Genomic DNA, 15808 nt, shown 5'->3' on the forward strand with positions numbered 1-15808 from the left:
TGGCGTGGGCCGTGGCCGCGGGTCACGCTGGACGGGGGTGGACGGGGGGGGATGGCGATGCGAGGGACGCGAGCGTTGCCGGGTGCGCTGCTGGCCGCTGCGCTGGCGGTGGGCGGGCTCTCCGGGTGCCAGACGGTGTCGGGGGCGGCGAGGGACCGGCCGAGCGGGCGTGCCACGTCGGCGGCGCCGTCCGGGTTCGGCGCCGAGTTCCTCGCCGTGGACGAGTGCAGTTCCTTCGGCACGACGAGCTTCACGGAAGTGCCGTGCACGAGCGAACGGGCCGCCGCCCGGGTGGTCGCCCGCCACGACGGCGATCCGGCGCAGGGCCCCGCATGCCCCGCGACCACGGACTTCGTGCTGCACATCAGCCCCTCGGGGGTGGTGCGGCGCGGCTATGCGTGCATGCGGAACCTGGAGCCGCCGCACCCGGGCGACCCCGGCGGCGGGGGCGGCCCGCGCACGATCGTCGGGGACTGCGTGTACGGCGCGGGCAAGGGCGAGGTCCGGGAGACGGCCTGCGACGGCAGGGGCGGGCGCACGCCCGAGTACAGGGTGACGTCGGCGGTCGAGCGCCGCTCGCAGTGCCCGCCGTCCACGGCCCTCTACGTCCAGCTGGGCGGCAGCAGGCCGGTGGGGTGCGCCCTGCGGCTGTGAGCGCGGGGGCGCGTCAGCAGAGGGTCCATCCGGAGCTGACCGATCCCGACCCGACGGAGCCGCGGATCCATACGCACCGGTGGCCGGCGTGCACGGTGACGGGCCCGGCGTGGTGCGTGTACTGCCCGATGTCGACCGCGGGACGGCTGCCGCGCGCCTGCACGCTCACCGACATGGTCGTCCTGCCGGAGACCCGCTTGGCGAAGGTCACCGCGCACACGTAGCCGTCGCGCTTGTAGACCTGGACGGAGCCGGTGGAGAACGAGAGCGTACGAACGTTGCGTCCCGAGCAGTAGCCGGCCGCCTCCGCGTGTCCCGGGCTCGCCAGTGCGAGCAGCCCGGACGCCGTCAGTACGGTCATGCCGAGCGCCAGGCGCCGGCGTATCGCACTCTTGTCCACCTTTATGGTCCCTCCCCGCGACGATAAGCGTACTGCTGTACGGACGCATGGCGTACGGCAGATGGTTGCATCGCGGTGGTGCACACAGGCACACATTTTCGAACGTTTGGGGCAACCTCCGCAGAATTTCCTGAATTCGACGGGGCGTCAGGCCGTGGAGCCCACCGGCTCCTCCTGCCCCGGTTCCGGCGCCCCCACGAACGTCCGCCACAGCTCGGCGTACCGGCCGCCGCGGCGCAGCAGCTCCTCGTGGGTGCCGTCCTCCGCGATGCGGCCGTGGTCCATCACCACCACCCGGTCGGCGCGGGCCGCCGTGGTCAGGCGGTGCGCCACGACCAGGGTGGTACGGCGGCCGGCGAGGCGGTCCGTGGCCTGGTTGACCTGGGCCTCGGTGGCCAGGTCGAGTGCGGCGGTCGCCTCGTCGAGCAGCAGGACGTCGGGGTCCACCAGCTCAGCGCGGGCCAGCGCGATCAACTGCCGCTGTCCGGCGGACAGGTTGCGGCCGCGCTCGGCCACCTCGTGCAGATAGCCGCCCTCGAGGCGGGCGATCATGTCGTGCGCGCCGACCGCCCGGGCCGCGGCCTCCACCTCGGCGTCGGTGGCGTCCGGACGCCCGTACGCGATGGCGTCCCGGACGGTCCCCTGGAACAGGTACGCCTCCTGCGGGACCACGCCGAGCCGGTGCCGGTACGAGGTCAGGTCCAGCGAGCGCAGATCGGTGCCGTCGACCAGCACCCGGCCGCGCGTGGGGTCGTAGAACCGGGCGACGAGCTTGACCAGGGTCGACTTGCCCGCGCCGGTCTCGCCGACGAACGCGACGGTCTGCCCGGCCGGGATCGTCAGGTCCACGCCGGTCAGCGCCTCCTCGTCGTCGCCGTAGGCGAAGTGGACGCCCTCGAAGGCGATGTCGCCGCGCAGCGACAGCACCTGAAGCGGCTCCACGGCGGCCTTCGTGGTGGTGGGCTCCTGGAGGAGTTCCTGGATGCGGCCCAGCGACACCGTGGCCTGCTGGTAGCCGTCGAAGACCTGGGAGAGCTGCTGCACCGGCGCGAAGAACAGGTCGATGTACAGCAGGTACGCGACCAGGGCACCCGTCGTCAGCGTCCCGGCCTCCACCCGGTGGGCGCCGGAGATCATCACGGACGCCGCGGCCACCGAGGACAGCAGCTGCACGAACGGGAAGTAGACGGAGATCAGCCACTGGCCGCGGATGCGCGCGCGGCGGTAGGAGTCACTGCCCTCGGCGAACCGCCGCCCGCCGTCCCGCTCGCGCCGGAACGCCTGCAGGATCCGCAGCCCGGACACCGACTCCTGGAGGTCCGCGTTGACCGCCGAGACCCGCTCGCGGGCGAGTTCGTACGCCTTCACGCTGGCCCGGCGGAAGAAGACGGTCGCCACGATCAGCGGCGGCAGCGTGGCGAACACGACCAGGGCGAGCTGTACGTCGATCACCAGCAGCGCGGCCATGATGCCGAAGAAGGTGACGACGGAGACGAAGGCCGTCACCAGCCCCGTCTGCAGGAACGTCGACAGCGCGTCGACGTCCGTCGTCATCCGCGTCATGATCCGCCCGGTCAGCTCCCGCTCGTAGTAGTCGAGCCCGAGTCGCTGGAGCTGGGCGAAGATCTTCAGCCGCAGGGAGTACAGGACGCGTTCGCCGGTGCGTCCGGTCATCCGGGTCTCCCCGACCTGCGCCGCCCACTGGATCAGGACGGTGCCCAGCGCCAGCAGCGACGCGGACCACACCGCGCCGACGGCCATCCGGGACACGCCCTGGTCGATGCCGTGCCGGATCAGGATCGGCAGCAGCAGCCCCATGCCCGCGTCCACGGCGACGAGGGCGAGGCTGACGAGCAGGGGCAGCCCGAAGCCGCGCAGCAGCCGGGTGAGGCCGTAGGACTCCTCCGGCCGGACGGCGCGTGCCTCGTCGACGCCCGGGGTGTCGGTGGCCGGGGGCAGCTTCTCGACCTGGGCGAGCAGCTCCGGGGTCGCCGGGGTCCCGGCGAGGGCGTGGTCCTTGGGCCGGCGGTCGCCGGTCCACAGTCGCGGGGTGACGCCGCGCTCGGCGTCGAACTCGGCGTCCAGCTCGTCCCGGACGCTCGTGTCCTCCTCGGGCACGGCCGGCTGGGCGTGGCCCGGGGAGACACCGCCCAGTTCGTCGGGGTCGGTGAGGAGGCGGCGGTAGAGGGCGGAGCGCTCCTGCAGCTCCTCGTGGGTGCCGATGTCGGCGAGACGGCCGCCGTCGAGGACCGCGATGCGGTCGGCGAGGTTGAGGGTGGAGCGGCGGTGGGCGATCAGCAGGGTTGTGCGGCCCTCCATGACCTGCTTCAGGGCCTCGTGGATCTCGTGCTCGACGCGGGCGTCCACCGCCGAGGTCGCGTCGTCGAGGACCAGCAGCCGGGGGTCGGTGAGGATGGCGCGGGCGAGCGCGATGCGCTGGCGCTGGCCGCCGGAGAGGGTCAGGCCGTGCTCACCGACCTTGGTGCCGTAGCCGTCGGGCAGCTCGGCGATGAAACGGTCCGCCTGGGCGGCGCGCGCGGCCCGCTCGATCTCCTCGTCGGTGGCGTCGGGGCGGCCGTAGGCGATGTTGTTGCGGACGGTGTCCGAGAAGAGGAAGGAGTCCTCGGGGACCAGCCCGATCGCGGCGCGCAGGGACGTCAGGGTCAGCTCCCGCACGTCGTGGCCGCCGACGAGGACGGCACCGTGCGTGACGTCGTAGAAGCGCGGCAGCAGCAGCGAGACGGTGGACTTGCCGGAACCGGAGGAGCCGACGACGGCGAGGGTCTCGCCGGGGCGGATCTCGAAGGAGAGCCCGTCGAGGACCGGGCGCCCGTCCTCGTACGCGAAGGAGACGTCGTCGAACTCGACGGTCGCGGGGGCGTCGGCGGGCAGTTCCTTGGTGCCGTCCTTCAGCGACGGCTCGGTGTCGATCAGCTCCAGGACCCGCTCGGCGCCCGCACGGGCCTGCTGGCCGACGGTGAGGACCACGGCGAGCATGCGGACCGGGCCGACGAGCTGCGCCAGGTAGGAGGAGAACGCGACGAACGTGCCGAGCGTGATGTGCCCGCGCACCGCGAGCCAGCCGCCGAGCGCCAGCATGGCGACCTGACCGAGGGCGGGCACGGCCTGGAGGGCTGGGGTGTACTTGGCGTTCAGCCGGATGGTCCGCAGGCGTCCCGCGAACAGCCGGCGCCCGACCTCGCGGAGCTTGCCGGTCTCCTGCTCCTCCTGCCCGAAGCCCTTCACCACGCGAACGCCGCTGACGGCGCCGTCGACCACGGTCGCCACGGCGGCGGCCTGGGCCTGGGCGTACCAGGTCGCCGGGTGCAGCCGGGACCGGCTGCGCTTGGCGATGAACCCCAGGGCGGGCGCGACGGCCAGGGCGACCAGGGTCAGCGGCAGCGACAGCCAGGCCATGACCATCAGGGAGACCAGGAAGAGCAGGACGTTGCCGATGGTCATCGGGAGCATGAAGAGCAGGCCCTGGATCAGCTGGAGGTCGCTGGTGGCACGGCCGACCACCTGGCCGGTGGACAGCTCGTCCTGGCGGCGCCCGTCCAGCCGGGTGATCGTCCCGTACATGTCCGTCCGCAGGTCGTGCTGGACGTCCAGGGCGAGCCGGCCGCCGTAGTAGCGGCGGATGTAGGTGAGGGCGTAGACGAGGACGGCCGTGCCGATCAGGGCGCCGGCCCAGGGGGCCATGGGCCTGCTGTGGTTGCCGATGACGTCGTCGATGATCACCTTGGTGATCAGCGGCACCAGGGCGGTGAGCGCCATGCCGGCGAGGGAGGAGCCCAGGGCGAGGACGACGTCCTTGGGGTACCGCCAGGCGTACCCCGCGAGTCGCCTCGCCCAGCCGCGATGCTCCCCCTCGTGCTCTGCCACGCCGATGCCCTCCTTCAGACCTGGTCTACCGGAAGGCATCAACGCCGTCAGCAGCGGATTTCATCCCTCCGCAATGTTCGGACTCGTACCGGCGGGTAGGAGAGCCGCGTCGTCCGGACCGGAGTCGTGATCACCGGGAGTTCGGCCGTGTCAGCTCGCGGGGGCCGCCGGGTAGGCCTCCTGCGGCGTGCTCGTGGGCACGAACGTGCTGGTGGTGGACGTCGTCGGCACCAGGTCCCTGTGGATGACCCTCGCCACGTTCTGGATGGTGGTGACGCCGTAGTTCATCGTGCTGTTGTCCCAGGTCAGCACGGTGATCATGTAGTCGTGGCCGCGGCCGTTGAACGTGCCGACGCTGTGCACCCGCCAGCCGTGCGTGGAGCGCTGCAGCCAGCCGTTCTTGACGTGCACGGCCACGCCGGAGGGCGCCCCCGCCGGAGTGCCCCAGCGCTGTGAGGAGATGACGTTCGCCATCAGCTTCAGCTCGTACGCGCGGGAGTTGTCACTCAGCACAGAGTTCTTCGCGGTGAGGAGCTTGAGCAGCTTCTGCTCGTCCTGCACGGTGATCTGGGTCAGGCCCCAGTAGCCGTTCGCGCCCGGCTTGGTCTGGGTCATGCCGGCGGCGGCGAGGAAGCCCTTGATCTTCGTCAGGCCCAGCTGCTTCCACAGCGTGCTGGTGGCGTTGTTGTCCGACTTGGTGATCATGGCCGTGGCGAGGCTGGTCTCACGGCTCGTCAGGTAGCGGTTGTGGTTCTTCGCGTCCCACAGAAGGGTGGCGAGCACCGTGACCTTCACCACGCTGGCCGAGTCGTAGGCGGACGTGCCGCGCAGCGAGCAGGTGGTGTTGGTGGAGCGGTCGTACAGGCCGACCGCGACGGTGCCCGTGCGGCCGGCGAGGGCCGAGGTGATGTCCTTCTGCAGCTTGGCGGCCAGACCCGCCTTGCCCGAGGTGCAGCTGACGGTGGGCGTGGCGGCCACAGCGGGCGTGGCGGCCGCCACGAACGGTACGAGCATGCCGACGCCGAGTCCGGCCGCGAGGACCCGAGCTCTGTTAAATGTGCGGAAATTGCCGGATATCCGGTGAGTCATAGAGGTTGACCATCCTCTTACATGGACAAGAGCGCGCCGCCGGCGCGCTCGTGCCCTATTGACTCACGGGAATGTCCGAAAGTTGTAGGCGAGTTCGCTCACATAGTCGTTCGCAGGCCGATTCACGCCCGCAATCACGGCACCCCTGTGAGGAACCTCTCACTTGCCGTCCGCTTACCGGGATCTCATCATCCACAGCCCACGCCCAGGCTGACCACAGTCCGTACCCATGGCGTCCCCGCATGGTGCACCGGTGACCTCTGCCACGCATCCTCGCTCCGAAGTCCCCGGCCGCCCCTCGGTCCCCGGTTCACCGGCCGCCGGGCCGCCCCACGGCCCGTCCCCCGACAGCGGCACCGCGCCGCGCTGGTCGTTGCCGGCGTTGCTCGGCATCCTGGCGCTGGCCGCGGTGCTGTACTCCTGGAACCTGTCCGGATCGAGTCTGAACAGCTTCTACAGCGCGGCCGTACTGAGCGGCACCCAGAGCTGGAAGGCGTGGTTCTTCGGCTCGTTGGACGCGGGCAACTTCCTCACCGTCGACAAACCGCCCTTCGCGCTGATGGTCATGGGACTGTCCTGCCGCGTGTTCGGCTTCGGCACCTGGCAGATGATGGCGCCGATGATCCTCGCCGCGCTGGCGACCATCTGGATCCTGCACTCCTCAGTGAAGCGGGTGTGGGGCCACGGCACGGCGGCCCTCGCGGCGCTGGTGCTGGCGCTGACGCCCATCACGGTCGCCATCAACCGCGACAACAACCCGGACACGCTGCTGGTCCTGCTGATGGTCGGCGCGGCGGCGCTCGCGCTGCGCGCGGTGACCAACGGCCGGCTGCTGCCGCTGCTCGGCTCGGCGCTGTGCTTCGGACTCGCCTTCAACACGAAGATGCTCCAGGGCTACATCGCCCTGCCCGCCGTCTTCCTGGTCTACCTGTACGCCACGCGGCTGCCCGTGATGAAGCGGCTGGTGAACCTGCTGATCGCGGCCGTGGTCCTGGCCGTCTCCAGCGTCTGGTGGGCGGCGGCCGTGTCGCTGGTGCCGGCCTCCGAGCGGCCGTACATCGGCGGCTCGACGGACGGCACCGCCTGGAACCTGATCATGGGCTACAACGGCCTCGGCCGCGTCTTCGGCGGCGAGGGCAACGGCGGGGGCGGCGGCGGAGGCGGCGACTTCTCCGGCAGCGCGGGCATCGGCCGCATGTTCAACGACATCCTGGGCGGCCAGATCTCCTGGCTGATCCCCTTCGCGGCCATCGCCTGCGTCGGCGGCCTGATCCTTTGCGGCCGCGCCCCGCGCACCGACCTGACGCGGGCCGCGCTGCTGCTGTGGGGCGGCTGGACGGCGCTGCACTACCTGACCTTCGCCATGGCCGAGGGCACCATGCACCCGTACTACACGACCGCGCTCGCCCCAGGTATCGCGGCCCTGTGCGGGGGCGGCGGCACGATGCTGCTGCGTGCGTTCCGCGCCGACAAGCGCTGGGCGTGGGTGCTTCCGGCGGGACTGGCCGTGACGGCCGTCTGGGCGATCGAGCTGCTGCACCGGGCCTCCGGTTGGAACACCTGGCTGTGGCCGGCCATCGGTGCGGTCATGGCGGCGGCGGTCGTCGGCCTGTTCGTCTTCCGCTCGGGCGACCGCGTCCGGCTTCTCGCGGCCTCCGTCGCCGCGGCGGTCGTCGCGGCGCTCGCGGGCCCGGCGGCGTACGCCTGGTCCGTGCCGTCCCGTTCGAGCGGCGGCGGCATGGGCGGTACGAACCCGACCGCCGGTCCCTCCACCGGCGGCGGCTTCGGCGGTGGGCCGGGCGGCAACCGCGGCGGCAACGGCGGCCCCGGCAACGGCGGGATGCCGGGCGGCACCCGGCAGGGCTCGGGCCAGAACGCCGAGGCCGGCGGCGCCCCGGGCGGCGGCGCCCCGGGCGGCGGCGCCCCGGGCGGCGGCGCACCCGGCGGCGGCTTCCCCGGTGGCCAACAGGGCGCCGGCAACGCCGAGATGGGCGAGACGCCCCCGAACGGCACCGGCGGCGAGCCCGGCACCCAGGAGGGTACGACCGGCAACGACCGTGCGCGCGGGGGGTTCGGCGGCGGCCCCGGCGGCATGGGCGGGGCGAGCAGCGAGCTCATCGCCTACCTGAAGAAGCACCGGGACGGGGCTCAGTGGCTGCTCGCGGTCTCCAACTCGCAGGGTGCGGCGCAGATCGAGTTGAGCAGCGGCGTGCCGGTCATCTCCATGTGGGGCTTCACCGGCACCGATCGGGCGATGACCGTGGCGAAGCTGGAGGAGCTGGTGAAGAAGGGCGAACTCCACTACATCCAGCTCGGCGGCGGCATGGGGGGCGGCCCGGGCGGCGGCAACAACAGCCTCAGCTCCGAGGTGACGTCCTGGGTCCGGAAGCACGGCACGGCGGTGAAGGAGAGCGCCTACAGCAGGACCACGACGGCGAACTCCTCGTCGGGGACCAGCCAGTCGACGCTGTACCGCCTGGACCCGTCCGACGTCAGCTGAGGTGCGTCGGCGCGAACATCCGCAGCAGCGCCGGCAGGACGACCACCGAAGGCCCTGGTTCCGCCAGGGCCTTCGCCAGGTCGGCCTCCAGTGTCTCGGGGGTCGTGCGCACGCCCGGGACGCCGAAGGACTCCGCCAGGGCCACGTAGTCGGGGCGGGTCAGTTCCGTCGCCGTGGCCTGGCCGAAGGCGTCCGTCATGTACTCGCGCAGGATGCCGTAGCCGCCGTCGTCGACGATCAGCCAGGTGACGTCGAGGCCGTACTGCCGCGCCGTCGCCAGTTCGGCGATGGAGTACAGGGCGCCGCCGTCGCCGGACACCGCCAGGACGGGGCGCGTGGGGTCCGCCGCCGCCGCGCCGAGGGCCGCCGGGAAGCCGTAGCCGAGCCCGCCCGCTCCCTGCGCGGAGTGCATGGTGTTGGGAGCCTTCGCGTCGAAGGCCGACCAGGCCCAGTAGGCCAGGATCGTCATGTCCCAGAAGGACGGGGAGTCGGCGGGCAGGGCGCGGCGCACCGACGCCAGCACCTCCTGCTCCAGGGTCAGATCCTGGGACGCGATCCGCTCGGCCACCCTCGCGAGCAGCGCCCGTACACGCTCCGGAGCCCCCTCGTCCTCCCGGGCCTCCACGGTCTCCAGCAGCGCCTGCAACGCCAGGCGGGCGTCCGCGTGGATGCCGAGGGCCGGGTGGTTGGACTCCAGCTTGCCGAGGTCCGCCTCGATCTGGATCACCCGGCCGCGCGGCTGGAACGTGTGGTAGTTCGAGGAGAGTTCGCCCAGGCCGGAGCCGACCACGAGCAGGACGTCCGCGTCCTCGAGGAAGTCCGTGGTGTGGCGGTCCTCCAGCCAGGACTGGAGGGACAGCGGGTGCCCCCAGGGGAAGGCGCCCTTGCCGCCGAAGGTGGTGACGACGGGGGCGTTCAGCTTCTCGGCGAGCGCCAGCAGCTTTCCGGACGCGTCCGCCCTGACCACTCCCCCGCCCGCGATGATCGCCGGGCGGTCGGCGCCCGACAGCAGATGCGCGGCCACCGCGGTCAGTTCGGGGCGCGGCGGCAGCTCGTCCGGGGTCGCGTCCACCGCCGTCACCACCGGCAGCCGTGTCTCGGCGAGCAGCACGTCCTGCGGGATCTCCACCCACACCGGGCCGTGCGGCACCGTCAGTGCCGACTTCCATGCCTGCGCGATCGCCGACGGGATCTGCGACTGCGTGCGGACCGTGTGGACCGACTTGACCACGCCGCGGAACGAGGCCGCCTGGTCGGGGAGTTCGTGCAGATAGCCGTGGCGGCCGCCGCCCAGGCCCGCGGTCGGGACCTGGCTGCTGATGGCCAGCACGGGCGCCGACGCCGCCGCGGCCTCCTGGAGCGCCGCCAGGGACGTCAGCGCACCGGGGCCGGTGGAGAGCAGCAGGGGTGCCGCCTCACCCGTGATCCGGCCGTACGCGTCCGCCGCGAACCCGGCGTTGTTCTCCACCCGCAGCCCGACGTACCGGAGGTCGGAGCGGCGCAGCGCGTCGAACATGCCGAGCGCGTGCTGGCCGGGCAGGCCGAAAACCGTCGTCGCGCCCAGCCCGGCCAGGGTCTCCACGACCAGGTCTCCGCCGGTGCGGCCGGGGGGAGGGTTGAGTGCGGCCTCCGTCTGTGCGGTCGTGGGACGGAGGACCAGGTCGTGGTCGTGCGTCACTTGCTCTCGGTCTCCTCACCGGTGCGGGCCGCCGCGATCTGGCGGGTCATGATCGTCGTCAGTTCGTACGCCGTGTGGGACGCGGCCACGGACGTGATCTCCGCGTGGTCGTAGGCGGGCGCCACCTCGACGACGTCCGCCGAGACCAGGTTGCAGGACGCGAGGCCCCGGAGGATCTCGAGGAGTTCGCGGGAGGTCATGCCGCCCGCCTCCGGGGTGCCGGTGCCGGGGGCGTGCGCCGGGTCCAGGCAGTCGATGTCGATGGAGATGTACAGCGGGCGGTCGCCGATGCGCTGGCGCAGCTGGTCGGCGACCTCGTCGGCGCCGCGCCGGTAGATGTCGGCGGAGGTGACGATGCCGAAGCCCATCTTCTCGTCGTCGGTCAGGTCCTGCTTGCCGTAGAGCGGGCCGCGGGTGCCGACGTGGGAGAGCGCGGAGGTGTCGAGGATGCCCTCCTCGACGGCGCGGCGGAACGGGGTGCCGTGCGTGTACTCCGCGCCGAAGTAGGTGTCCCAGGTGTCGAGGTGGGCGTCGAAGTGAAGCAGCGCGACCGGGCCGTGCTTCTTCGCCACCGAGCGGAGCAGCGGCAGTGCGATGGTGTGGTCGCCGCCGAGGGTCATCAGGCGGGCGCCGGTGCCGAGCAGTTCGTCGGCGGCGGCCTCGACGGTCTCCACCGCCTCGTGGATGTTGAACGGGTTCACGGCGATGTCGCCACCGTCCGCGACCTGGGCGAGCGCGAAGGGGGAGGCGTCCTGCGCCGGGTTGTACGGGCGCAGCAGGCGGGACGCCTCACGGATCGCGTTGCCGCCGAAGCGGGCGCCCGGGCGGTAGGAGACGCCCGAGTCGAACGGCACGCCGACCACGGCGACGTCCGCGGTGCCGACCTCGTCGAGGCGGGGCAGCCGGGCGAAGGTCGCGGGGCCCGCGTACCGCGGGATGCGGGACGAGTCGACGGGGCCGCGGGGCCGGCTGCCGCCTGCTGCGGGGTTCTCGGTGCTGCTCATCGTCGGACTCCTCCAGGAAATGCGTGTTTCTTCCAGTGTCGCGGAGCCCTCCGACGGGCCCCGCACGGCCCGGCCGCCCCCTGGCGGCCGGGCCGAAGCAACAGGGTCAGGCGCCCACCGCCGCGGGCTCCTCCGTGCTCGCCGCGCCGCGCCCGGCGAGCCGCTCCCGCCACGCGGCCAGGACGGCCTCGTCGGTCGGCCTGGTCACCAGCGACACGACGACGTAGGCGGCGAGCGAGGCCGCCAGACCGTAGTAGACGGGCTCGTTGGCGAGGATGCCGTAGGACGCCATGAGGCCGATGACGGCGAGACCGCCGACCACCACCGAGGCGAGCGCGCCCTGGACCGTGCCGCGCCTCCACAGCAGGCCGCCCAGGATCGGGACCAGCAGACCGCCGACGAGCAGGTTGTACGCGACGGTCAGCGCCTCGACCACGTTGTTCAGCGCGATGGCCGTGCCGATCACCGCCACCCCCATGATCAGGATGAAGGCGCGGTTGCCCTTCACCTCGTCGTGCGCCCCCTCGTCGCGGCGCACGACACCGCGCAGCCGCGACCAGATGTCGTTGTTGGCGACGGTCGCACACGCGATGAGGGCACCGGAAGAGGTCGACATCACCGCGGCGAGGGCGGCGGCGAGCACCAACCCCCTTATTCCGACGGGGAGTTCCTGCTTCACGATGGTCGCGAACGCGTCGTCAGGGCTGCCCAGCTTGGGGAACAGCACCTTGGCGGCGGTGCCGATGACGGCGCCGGCGAGCGCGTAGGCCAGACAGTAGGTGCCGGCGACCGTGCCGCCCCACTTGGCGGTCGTGTCGCTGCGCGCGGTGAACACGCGCTGCCAGATGTCCTGCCCGATCAGCATGCCGAACGTGTAGATCAGGACGTAGGTGAAGATCGTCTCGCCGCCGATGCCCAGCGGGTCGAAGTACGAGGTCGGCAGCTTGGCCTTCATCTCGCTGAAGCCGCCCGCCTTGACGACCGCGATGGGCAGCAGGAGCAGCAGCACGCCGATCGTCTTGACGACGAACTGCACCATGTCCGTCAGCGTGATGGACCACATGCCGCCGAGCGTGGAGTACGCGACGACGATGGAGCCGCCGAGGATGATCGCGAGCGTCCGGTTCATGTCGAAGAGGACGTCGAAGATGGTGGCGTAGGCGATGGTCGAGGTGACCGCGAGCATCAGGGTGTACGCCCACATGACCACGCCCGAGATCACGCCGGCCCGGCCGCCGTATCTGAGGTCGAGCATCTCGGAGACGGTGTAGACCTTCAGACGGGCGATGCGGGCGGAGAAGAAGACCGAGAGGGCGAGCAGGCCGAGGCCGATGGTGAACACCATCCAGGCGCCCGAGAGCCCGTACTGGTAGCCGAGGCCGACACCGCCGATGGTGGACGCGCCGCCGAGCACGATCGCGGCCATGGTGCCGGAGTACATGGCGGGCCCGAGGCGGCGCCCGGCCACCAGGAACTCGCTCTTGGAGCGGGCGCGGCGCATGCCCCACCAGCCCATGGCCAGCATGCCGGCCAGATAGACGACGATCACTGTGTAGTCGACGGCCATGTGGGCCCTCCTTCGCGCACTTCCCGGTGGCGTGTCGTGCAGATGGATCTCGGGGACGCGGTCGGCCGCTCGGCTCGACCGGGGACGGCAGGGGCTCGCGGGGACATCCGCCCGTACCCGCGGCTGCCGGTCTGGACTGACATTAGGTGGCCGGAAAGCGACTGCGAAGTGTACGTTTCATCCATCCGAACCGCACGGGATGGAGGAACCGTCCACCATGCCGGACACACCCCCGGCGCCGGCGGTACCGCCGACCCCACCGGTACCGCTCTCCGCCCTGCTGGCCCGCGAGGACCTGGCCCTGCGGCAGATCGCCGGGCCCCGGGGCGCCGACACGGCGATCCACTGGGCGCACACCTCCGAGATGGCGGACCCCTACCCGTACCTGCTGGGCGGCGAGCTGCTGCTGACGGCGGGCGTGCACGTCCCGGAGGCGGCGGGCTCAGGCGGGGGTGCCCCCGGGTCATGGGGGTCCCCCCGCTCGGGCGAAGCCGAGAGTGGCGGAGAAGCCGAGAGCTTGGGGGACTATTTCGACGACTACGTCTCCCGGATCGTGGCGGCGGGCGGCGCGGCGCTCGGTTTCGGCCTCGCGCCGGTGCACGACACGGTGCCGCGGGCGCTGGTGGCGGCGTGCGACCACCACGGGCTGCCGCTGCTCGAGGTCCCGCCGCAGACGACGTTCTCGGGCGTGGCCCGCGCGGTCTGGCAGCTGATGGCCCAGGCACGGCTGGCGGAACTGCGCCGCGTCACGGAGGCCCAGCAGAGCCTGGCCGCGGCGGCGTCCCGCCCGGACCCGGTGCCGTCGGTGCTGCGGCAGCTGGCACAGCGGGTCGGCGGCCGGGCGGTGCTGTACGGACCGGACGGCGCGGAACTGGCGGGGGCGGGGCGTGCGCCCGAGGAGGCTGCCCGGGCGCTGGGCGAGCTGGCGGGAGTGGTCCGCCCGGCCGGCCCCGCGGGTCCGACCCCCGCCTCCGCCACCGACACGGTCGCCGGGACCCATCTCGCCGCCTACGCCCTCGGCACCGGGCAGGGCTTCGTGCTCGGGGTGGCGGCACCGCGGCGGGACCCCGGCGACCACACCATCGCCTCGGTCGCGGCGGTACTCCTCACGCTCCTCACCGGGGAGCACCAGAGCGGGGCGGGCGCGGCCCGCTCCTCGGCGCTCGTACGGCTGCTGCTGGGCGCCCCGCCGGAGGCGGTCGCCCCCCTGCTCGGCGGGGACCGGTGGGTGGTGGTCCACGCCCGTCCCACCCGGGACGGACCGGCGCCGGACGCCGTGGCCGCGTCCGCGCTCGGGGCCGCGCTCGGATCCACGCTGGTCGATCTCGGGGACGGGTTCGTACGGGTCCTGGTCCCGGCCGACCGCGAACCGGCCCCGCACCCCGGCTGGACCCTGGGCCTCAGCGCCCCTGCCGCCCCCCGCGACTGGGCCGCCGCCGACACCCAGGCCGCCCGCGCCCTGGCCCGCGCCCGCGCGACCCGCACCGCGCTGGTGAGGCACGGAGAGCGCACGGGCCTGGCGGACCTGGTCCCGCCCGCAGAGGCCGAGCGGCACGCCCGCACGCTGCTGGCACCGCTGGCCCAGGGCACCGCCCTCACCGAGACACTGCGCACCTGGCTCTCCCTGCACGGCAGTTGGGACCGCACGGCGGTCGCCCTGTCGGTCCACCGCAACACGGTCCGGCAACGGATCGCGCGGTGCGCGGCACTGCTGGGGGTGGACCTGGACGACGCGGACGTACGGATGGAGCTGTGGTTCGCGCTGAAGCAGGGGCCGGCGGACTGACGGGGGGCAAACCCCGACAGCGGCTGACGCGGCACGGCCCCCGCCCGACGGCCACGTCCCCGTGGCGCCACGCCCGGCACCACGGCTGACGCGGCACCAGCCCCCTGCGCCGGCACGCCCCCGGCTCAACGCCGCCACCGCCCGGCGCCGGCCGGTCGGCCGTCGTCCCGGCACGGCCCCCGCACGCCCCTGCCGCCGCCGCGTCGGCGCAGCCCCGGACGCCACGCCCCGTCGGCACCCACGCACGCGCGCCGACAGGAACCGGACGCCGCCCCCTGCGCACCCGCACCCGACCGACCACGGCCCGCCCCGTAGGGCACTGCTCACCCGCCGAGACGAGCGGGTGGGCGGGCCGGCACCCGAGGGCCACCCCGGCAGGGAGTGACGCACGTCCCACGGAACGAAACACCGGCGGCCCGAGCGGAGCGCCCCGGCAGAATGGTGGGCATGCCGATACCCGGGATCCCCAGCCGTGCCGAGCTCCTCGTCCACCTCGTCCGGACCCGCATCGCGGGCGAGGTCGCCACGCCCCGCGAGAACAACCTCTCCCACTACCGCAAGCTGGCGAACGGCGACCGGAACTTCTGGTTCGGTCTGGAGCTCGGCGACCGCTGGAAGGACGAACAGGACGTCCTCGCGGTCATGGCGGAGCGCTGCGGCGTCAGCGACGACCCCGAGTACCGCTACGGCCAGGACACGATCGACCCGGAACTGACGGTCGACGCGCTGGAACGGCTCGCGGCCCGCCTGCGCAAGGCCGCCGACGGCGGGCAGCGCGTGCTGTTCGCCACCGGTCACCCCGGCGGGCTTCTCGACGTGCACCGCGCCACCGCCGCCGCCCTGCGCGCCGCCGGCTGCGAGATCGTCGTGATCCCGGACGGGTTGCGGACGGACGAGGGGTACGTGATGCAGTTCGCGGACGTGGCCGTCCTGGAGCACGGCGCCACCCTGTGGCACACGCACTCGGGTGAGCCGATGCGGGCGATCCTGAAGGGCCTGGAGGGCGAGGGACGCCCCCTGCCGGACCTGGTCGTCGCCGACCACGGCTGGGCGGGCTGCGCGGGACAGCTCGGCATCGACTCCGTCGGGTACGCCGACTGCAACGACCCGGCGCTCTTCATCGCCGAGGCCGAGGGCACCGTCCAGGTGACGGTCCCCCTCGACGACCACGTCACGAGCCCCCGCCACTACGACCCGCTGACGGCGTACCTGCTGCACGCGGCGGGCCTGACGGAGGACTGAGCG

10 protein-coding genes are annotated in these 15808 nt (G+C 72.8%); 4 read left to right on the top strand and 6 right to left on the bottom strand.

Annotated features, from left to right (window positions below; all coding sequences use genetic code 11):
• Nucleotides 1–57: 57 nt before the first annotated feature.
• Nucleotides 58–654, top strand: a complete 597-nt coding sequence (locus tag SY2F82_RS04175) for a hypothetical protein (protein WP_200417527.1) — start codon at nucleotides 58–60, stop codon at nucleotides 652–654.
• 13 nt (nucleotides 655–667) lie between these two features.
• Here SY2F82_RS04175 and SY2F82_RS04180 read toward each other — a convergent pair whose 3' ends face one another.
• From SY2F82_RS04180 to SY2F82_RS04190, 3 genes are all read right to left on the bottom strand, one after another.
• Nucleotides 668–1054: a hypothetical protein gene (locus SY2F82_RS04180; protein WP_200417528.1), complete on the bottom strand. Its 387-nt coding sequence runs from the start codon at nucleotides 1052–1054 to the stop codon at nucleotides 668–670.
• 147 nt (nucleotides 1055–1201) lie between these two features.
• Nucleotides 1202–4978 carry an ABC transporter ATP-binding protein gene (locus tag SY2F82_RS04185; protein ID WP_374707118.1) on the bottom strand — a complete coding sequence of 1259 codons (3777 nt, stop codon included), beginning with the start codon at nucleotides 4976–4978 and terminating at the stop codon, nucleotides 1202–1204.
• A gap of 111 nt (nucleotides 4979–5089) precedes the next feature.
• Entirely contained in the window at nucleotides 5090–5953 is an 864-nt protein-coding gene (locus SY2F82_RS04190; protein WP_236041118.1) for a serine hydrolase, read from the bottom strand.
• 328 nt (nucleotides 5954–6281) lie between these two features.
• Between SY2F82_RS04190 and SY2F82_RS04195 the strand changes: the two genes are divergently transcribed.
• Nucleotides 6282–8528: a glycosyltransferase family 39 protein gene (locus SY2F82_RS04195; RefSeq protein ID WP_236041120.1), complete on the top strand. Its 2247-nt coding sequence runs from the start codon at nucleotides 6282–6284 to the stop codon at nucleotides 8526–8528.
• On the opposite strand, the gene SY2F82_RS04200 is transcribed toward SY2F82_RS04195, so the two are convergent.
• From SY2F82_RS04200 to SY2F82_RS04210, 3 genes are all read right to left on the bottom strand, one after another.
• Entirely contained in the window at nucleotides 8521–10206 is a 1686-nt protein-coding gene (locus SY2F82_RS04200; RefSeq protein WP_200417532.1) for a thiamine pyrophosphate-binding protein, read from the bottom strand. The two genes, SY2F82_RS04195 and SY2F82_RS04200, sit on opposite strands and share 8 nt — an antisense overlap.
• Nucleotides 10203–11210 carry an agmatinase gene (gene speB / locus SY2F82_RS04205; protein WP_200417533.1) on the bottom strand — a complete coding sequence of 336 codons (1008 nt, stop codon included), beginning with the start codon at nucleotides 11208–11210 and terminating at the stop codon, nucleotides 10203–10205. Before speB ends, SY2F82_RS04200 begins: the two co-directional genes overlap by 4 nt.
• A gap of 106 nt (nucleotides 11211–11316) precedes the next feature.
• A complete protein-coding gene (locus SY2F82_RS04210) occupies nucleotides 11317–12777 on the bottom strand; it encodes a sodium:solute symporter (RefSeq protein WP_200417534.1) in 1461 nt (486 codons plus the stop codon).
• Between the two features lie 199 nt (nucleotides 12778–12976).
• Here SY2F82_RS04210 and SY2F82_RS04215 point away from each other — a divergent pair, with 199 nt between their 5' ends.
• A complete protein-coding gene (locus SY2F82_RS04215) occupies nucleotides 12977–14563 on the top strand; it encodes a helix-turn-helix domain-containing protein (RefSeq protein ID WP_374707119.1) in 1587 nt (528 codons plus the stop codon).
• Between the two features lie 447 nt (nucleotides 14564–15010).
• Nucleotides 15011–15805 (top strand): phosphatase, encoded by a 795-nt coding sequence (locus tag SY2F82_RS04220; protein WP_200417536.1) that lies wholly within the window; start codon nucleotides 15011–15013, stop codon nucleotides 15803–15805.
• Nucleotides 15806–15808: the final 3 nt, after the last annotated feature.

The sequence above is a fragment of the Streptomyces sp. Y2F8-2 genome, assembly GCF_014905555.1.
Lineage (GTDB): Bacteria > Actinomycetota > Actinomycetes > Streptomycetales > Streptomycetaceae > Streptomyces > Streptomyces cynarae.

Bases quoted from the DNA above. Each gene is read 5' to 3' on its own strand.
- SY2F82_RS04175 (WP_200417527.1), top strand. From the start codon at position 58: ATGCGAGGGACGCGAGCGTTGCCGGGTGCGCTGCTGGCCGCTGCGCTG.
- SY2F82_RS04185 (WP_374707118.1), bottom strand. From the start codon at position 4,978: ATGCCTTCCGGTAGACCAGGTCTGAAGGAGGGCATCGGCGTGGCAGAG.
- SY2F82_RS04190 (WP_236041118.1), bottom strand. From the start codon at position 5,953: ATGCTCGTACCGTTCGTGGCGGCCGCCACGCCCGCTGTGGCCGCCACG.
- speB (WP_200417533.1), bottom strand. From the start codon at position 11,210: ATGAGCAGCACCGAGAACCCCGCAGCAGGCGGCAGCCGGCCCCGCGGC.
- SY2F82_RS04210 (WP_200417534.1), bottom strand. From the start codon at position 12,777: ATGGCCGTCGACTACACAGTGATCGTCGTCTATCTGGCCGGCATGCTG.
- SY2F82_RS04215 (WP_374707119.1), top strand. From the start codon at position 12,977: ATGGAGGAACCGTCCACCATGCCGGACACACCCCCGGCGCCGGCGGTA.
- SY2F82_RS04220 (WP_200417536.1), top strand. From the start codon at position 15,011: ATGCCGATACCCGGGATCCCCAGCCGTGCCGAGCTCCTCGTCCACCTC.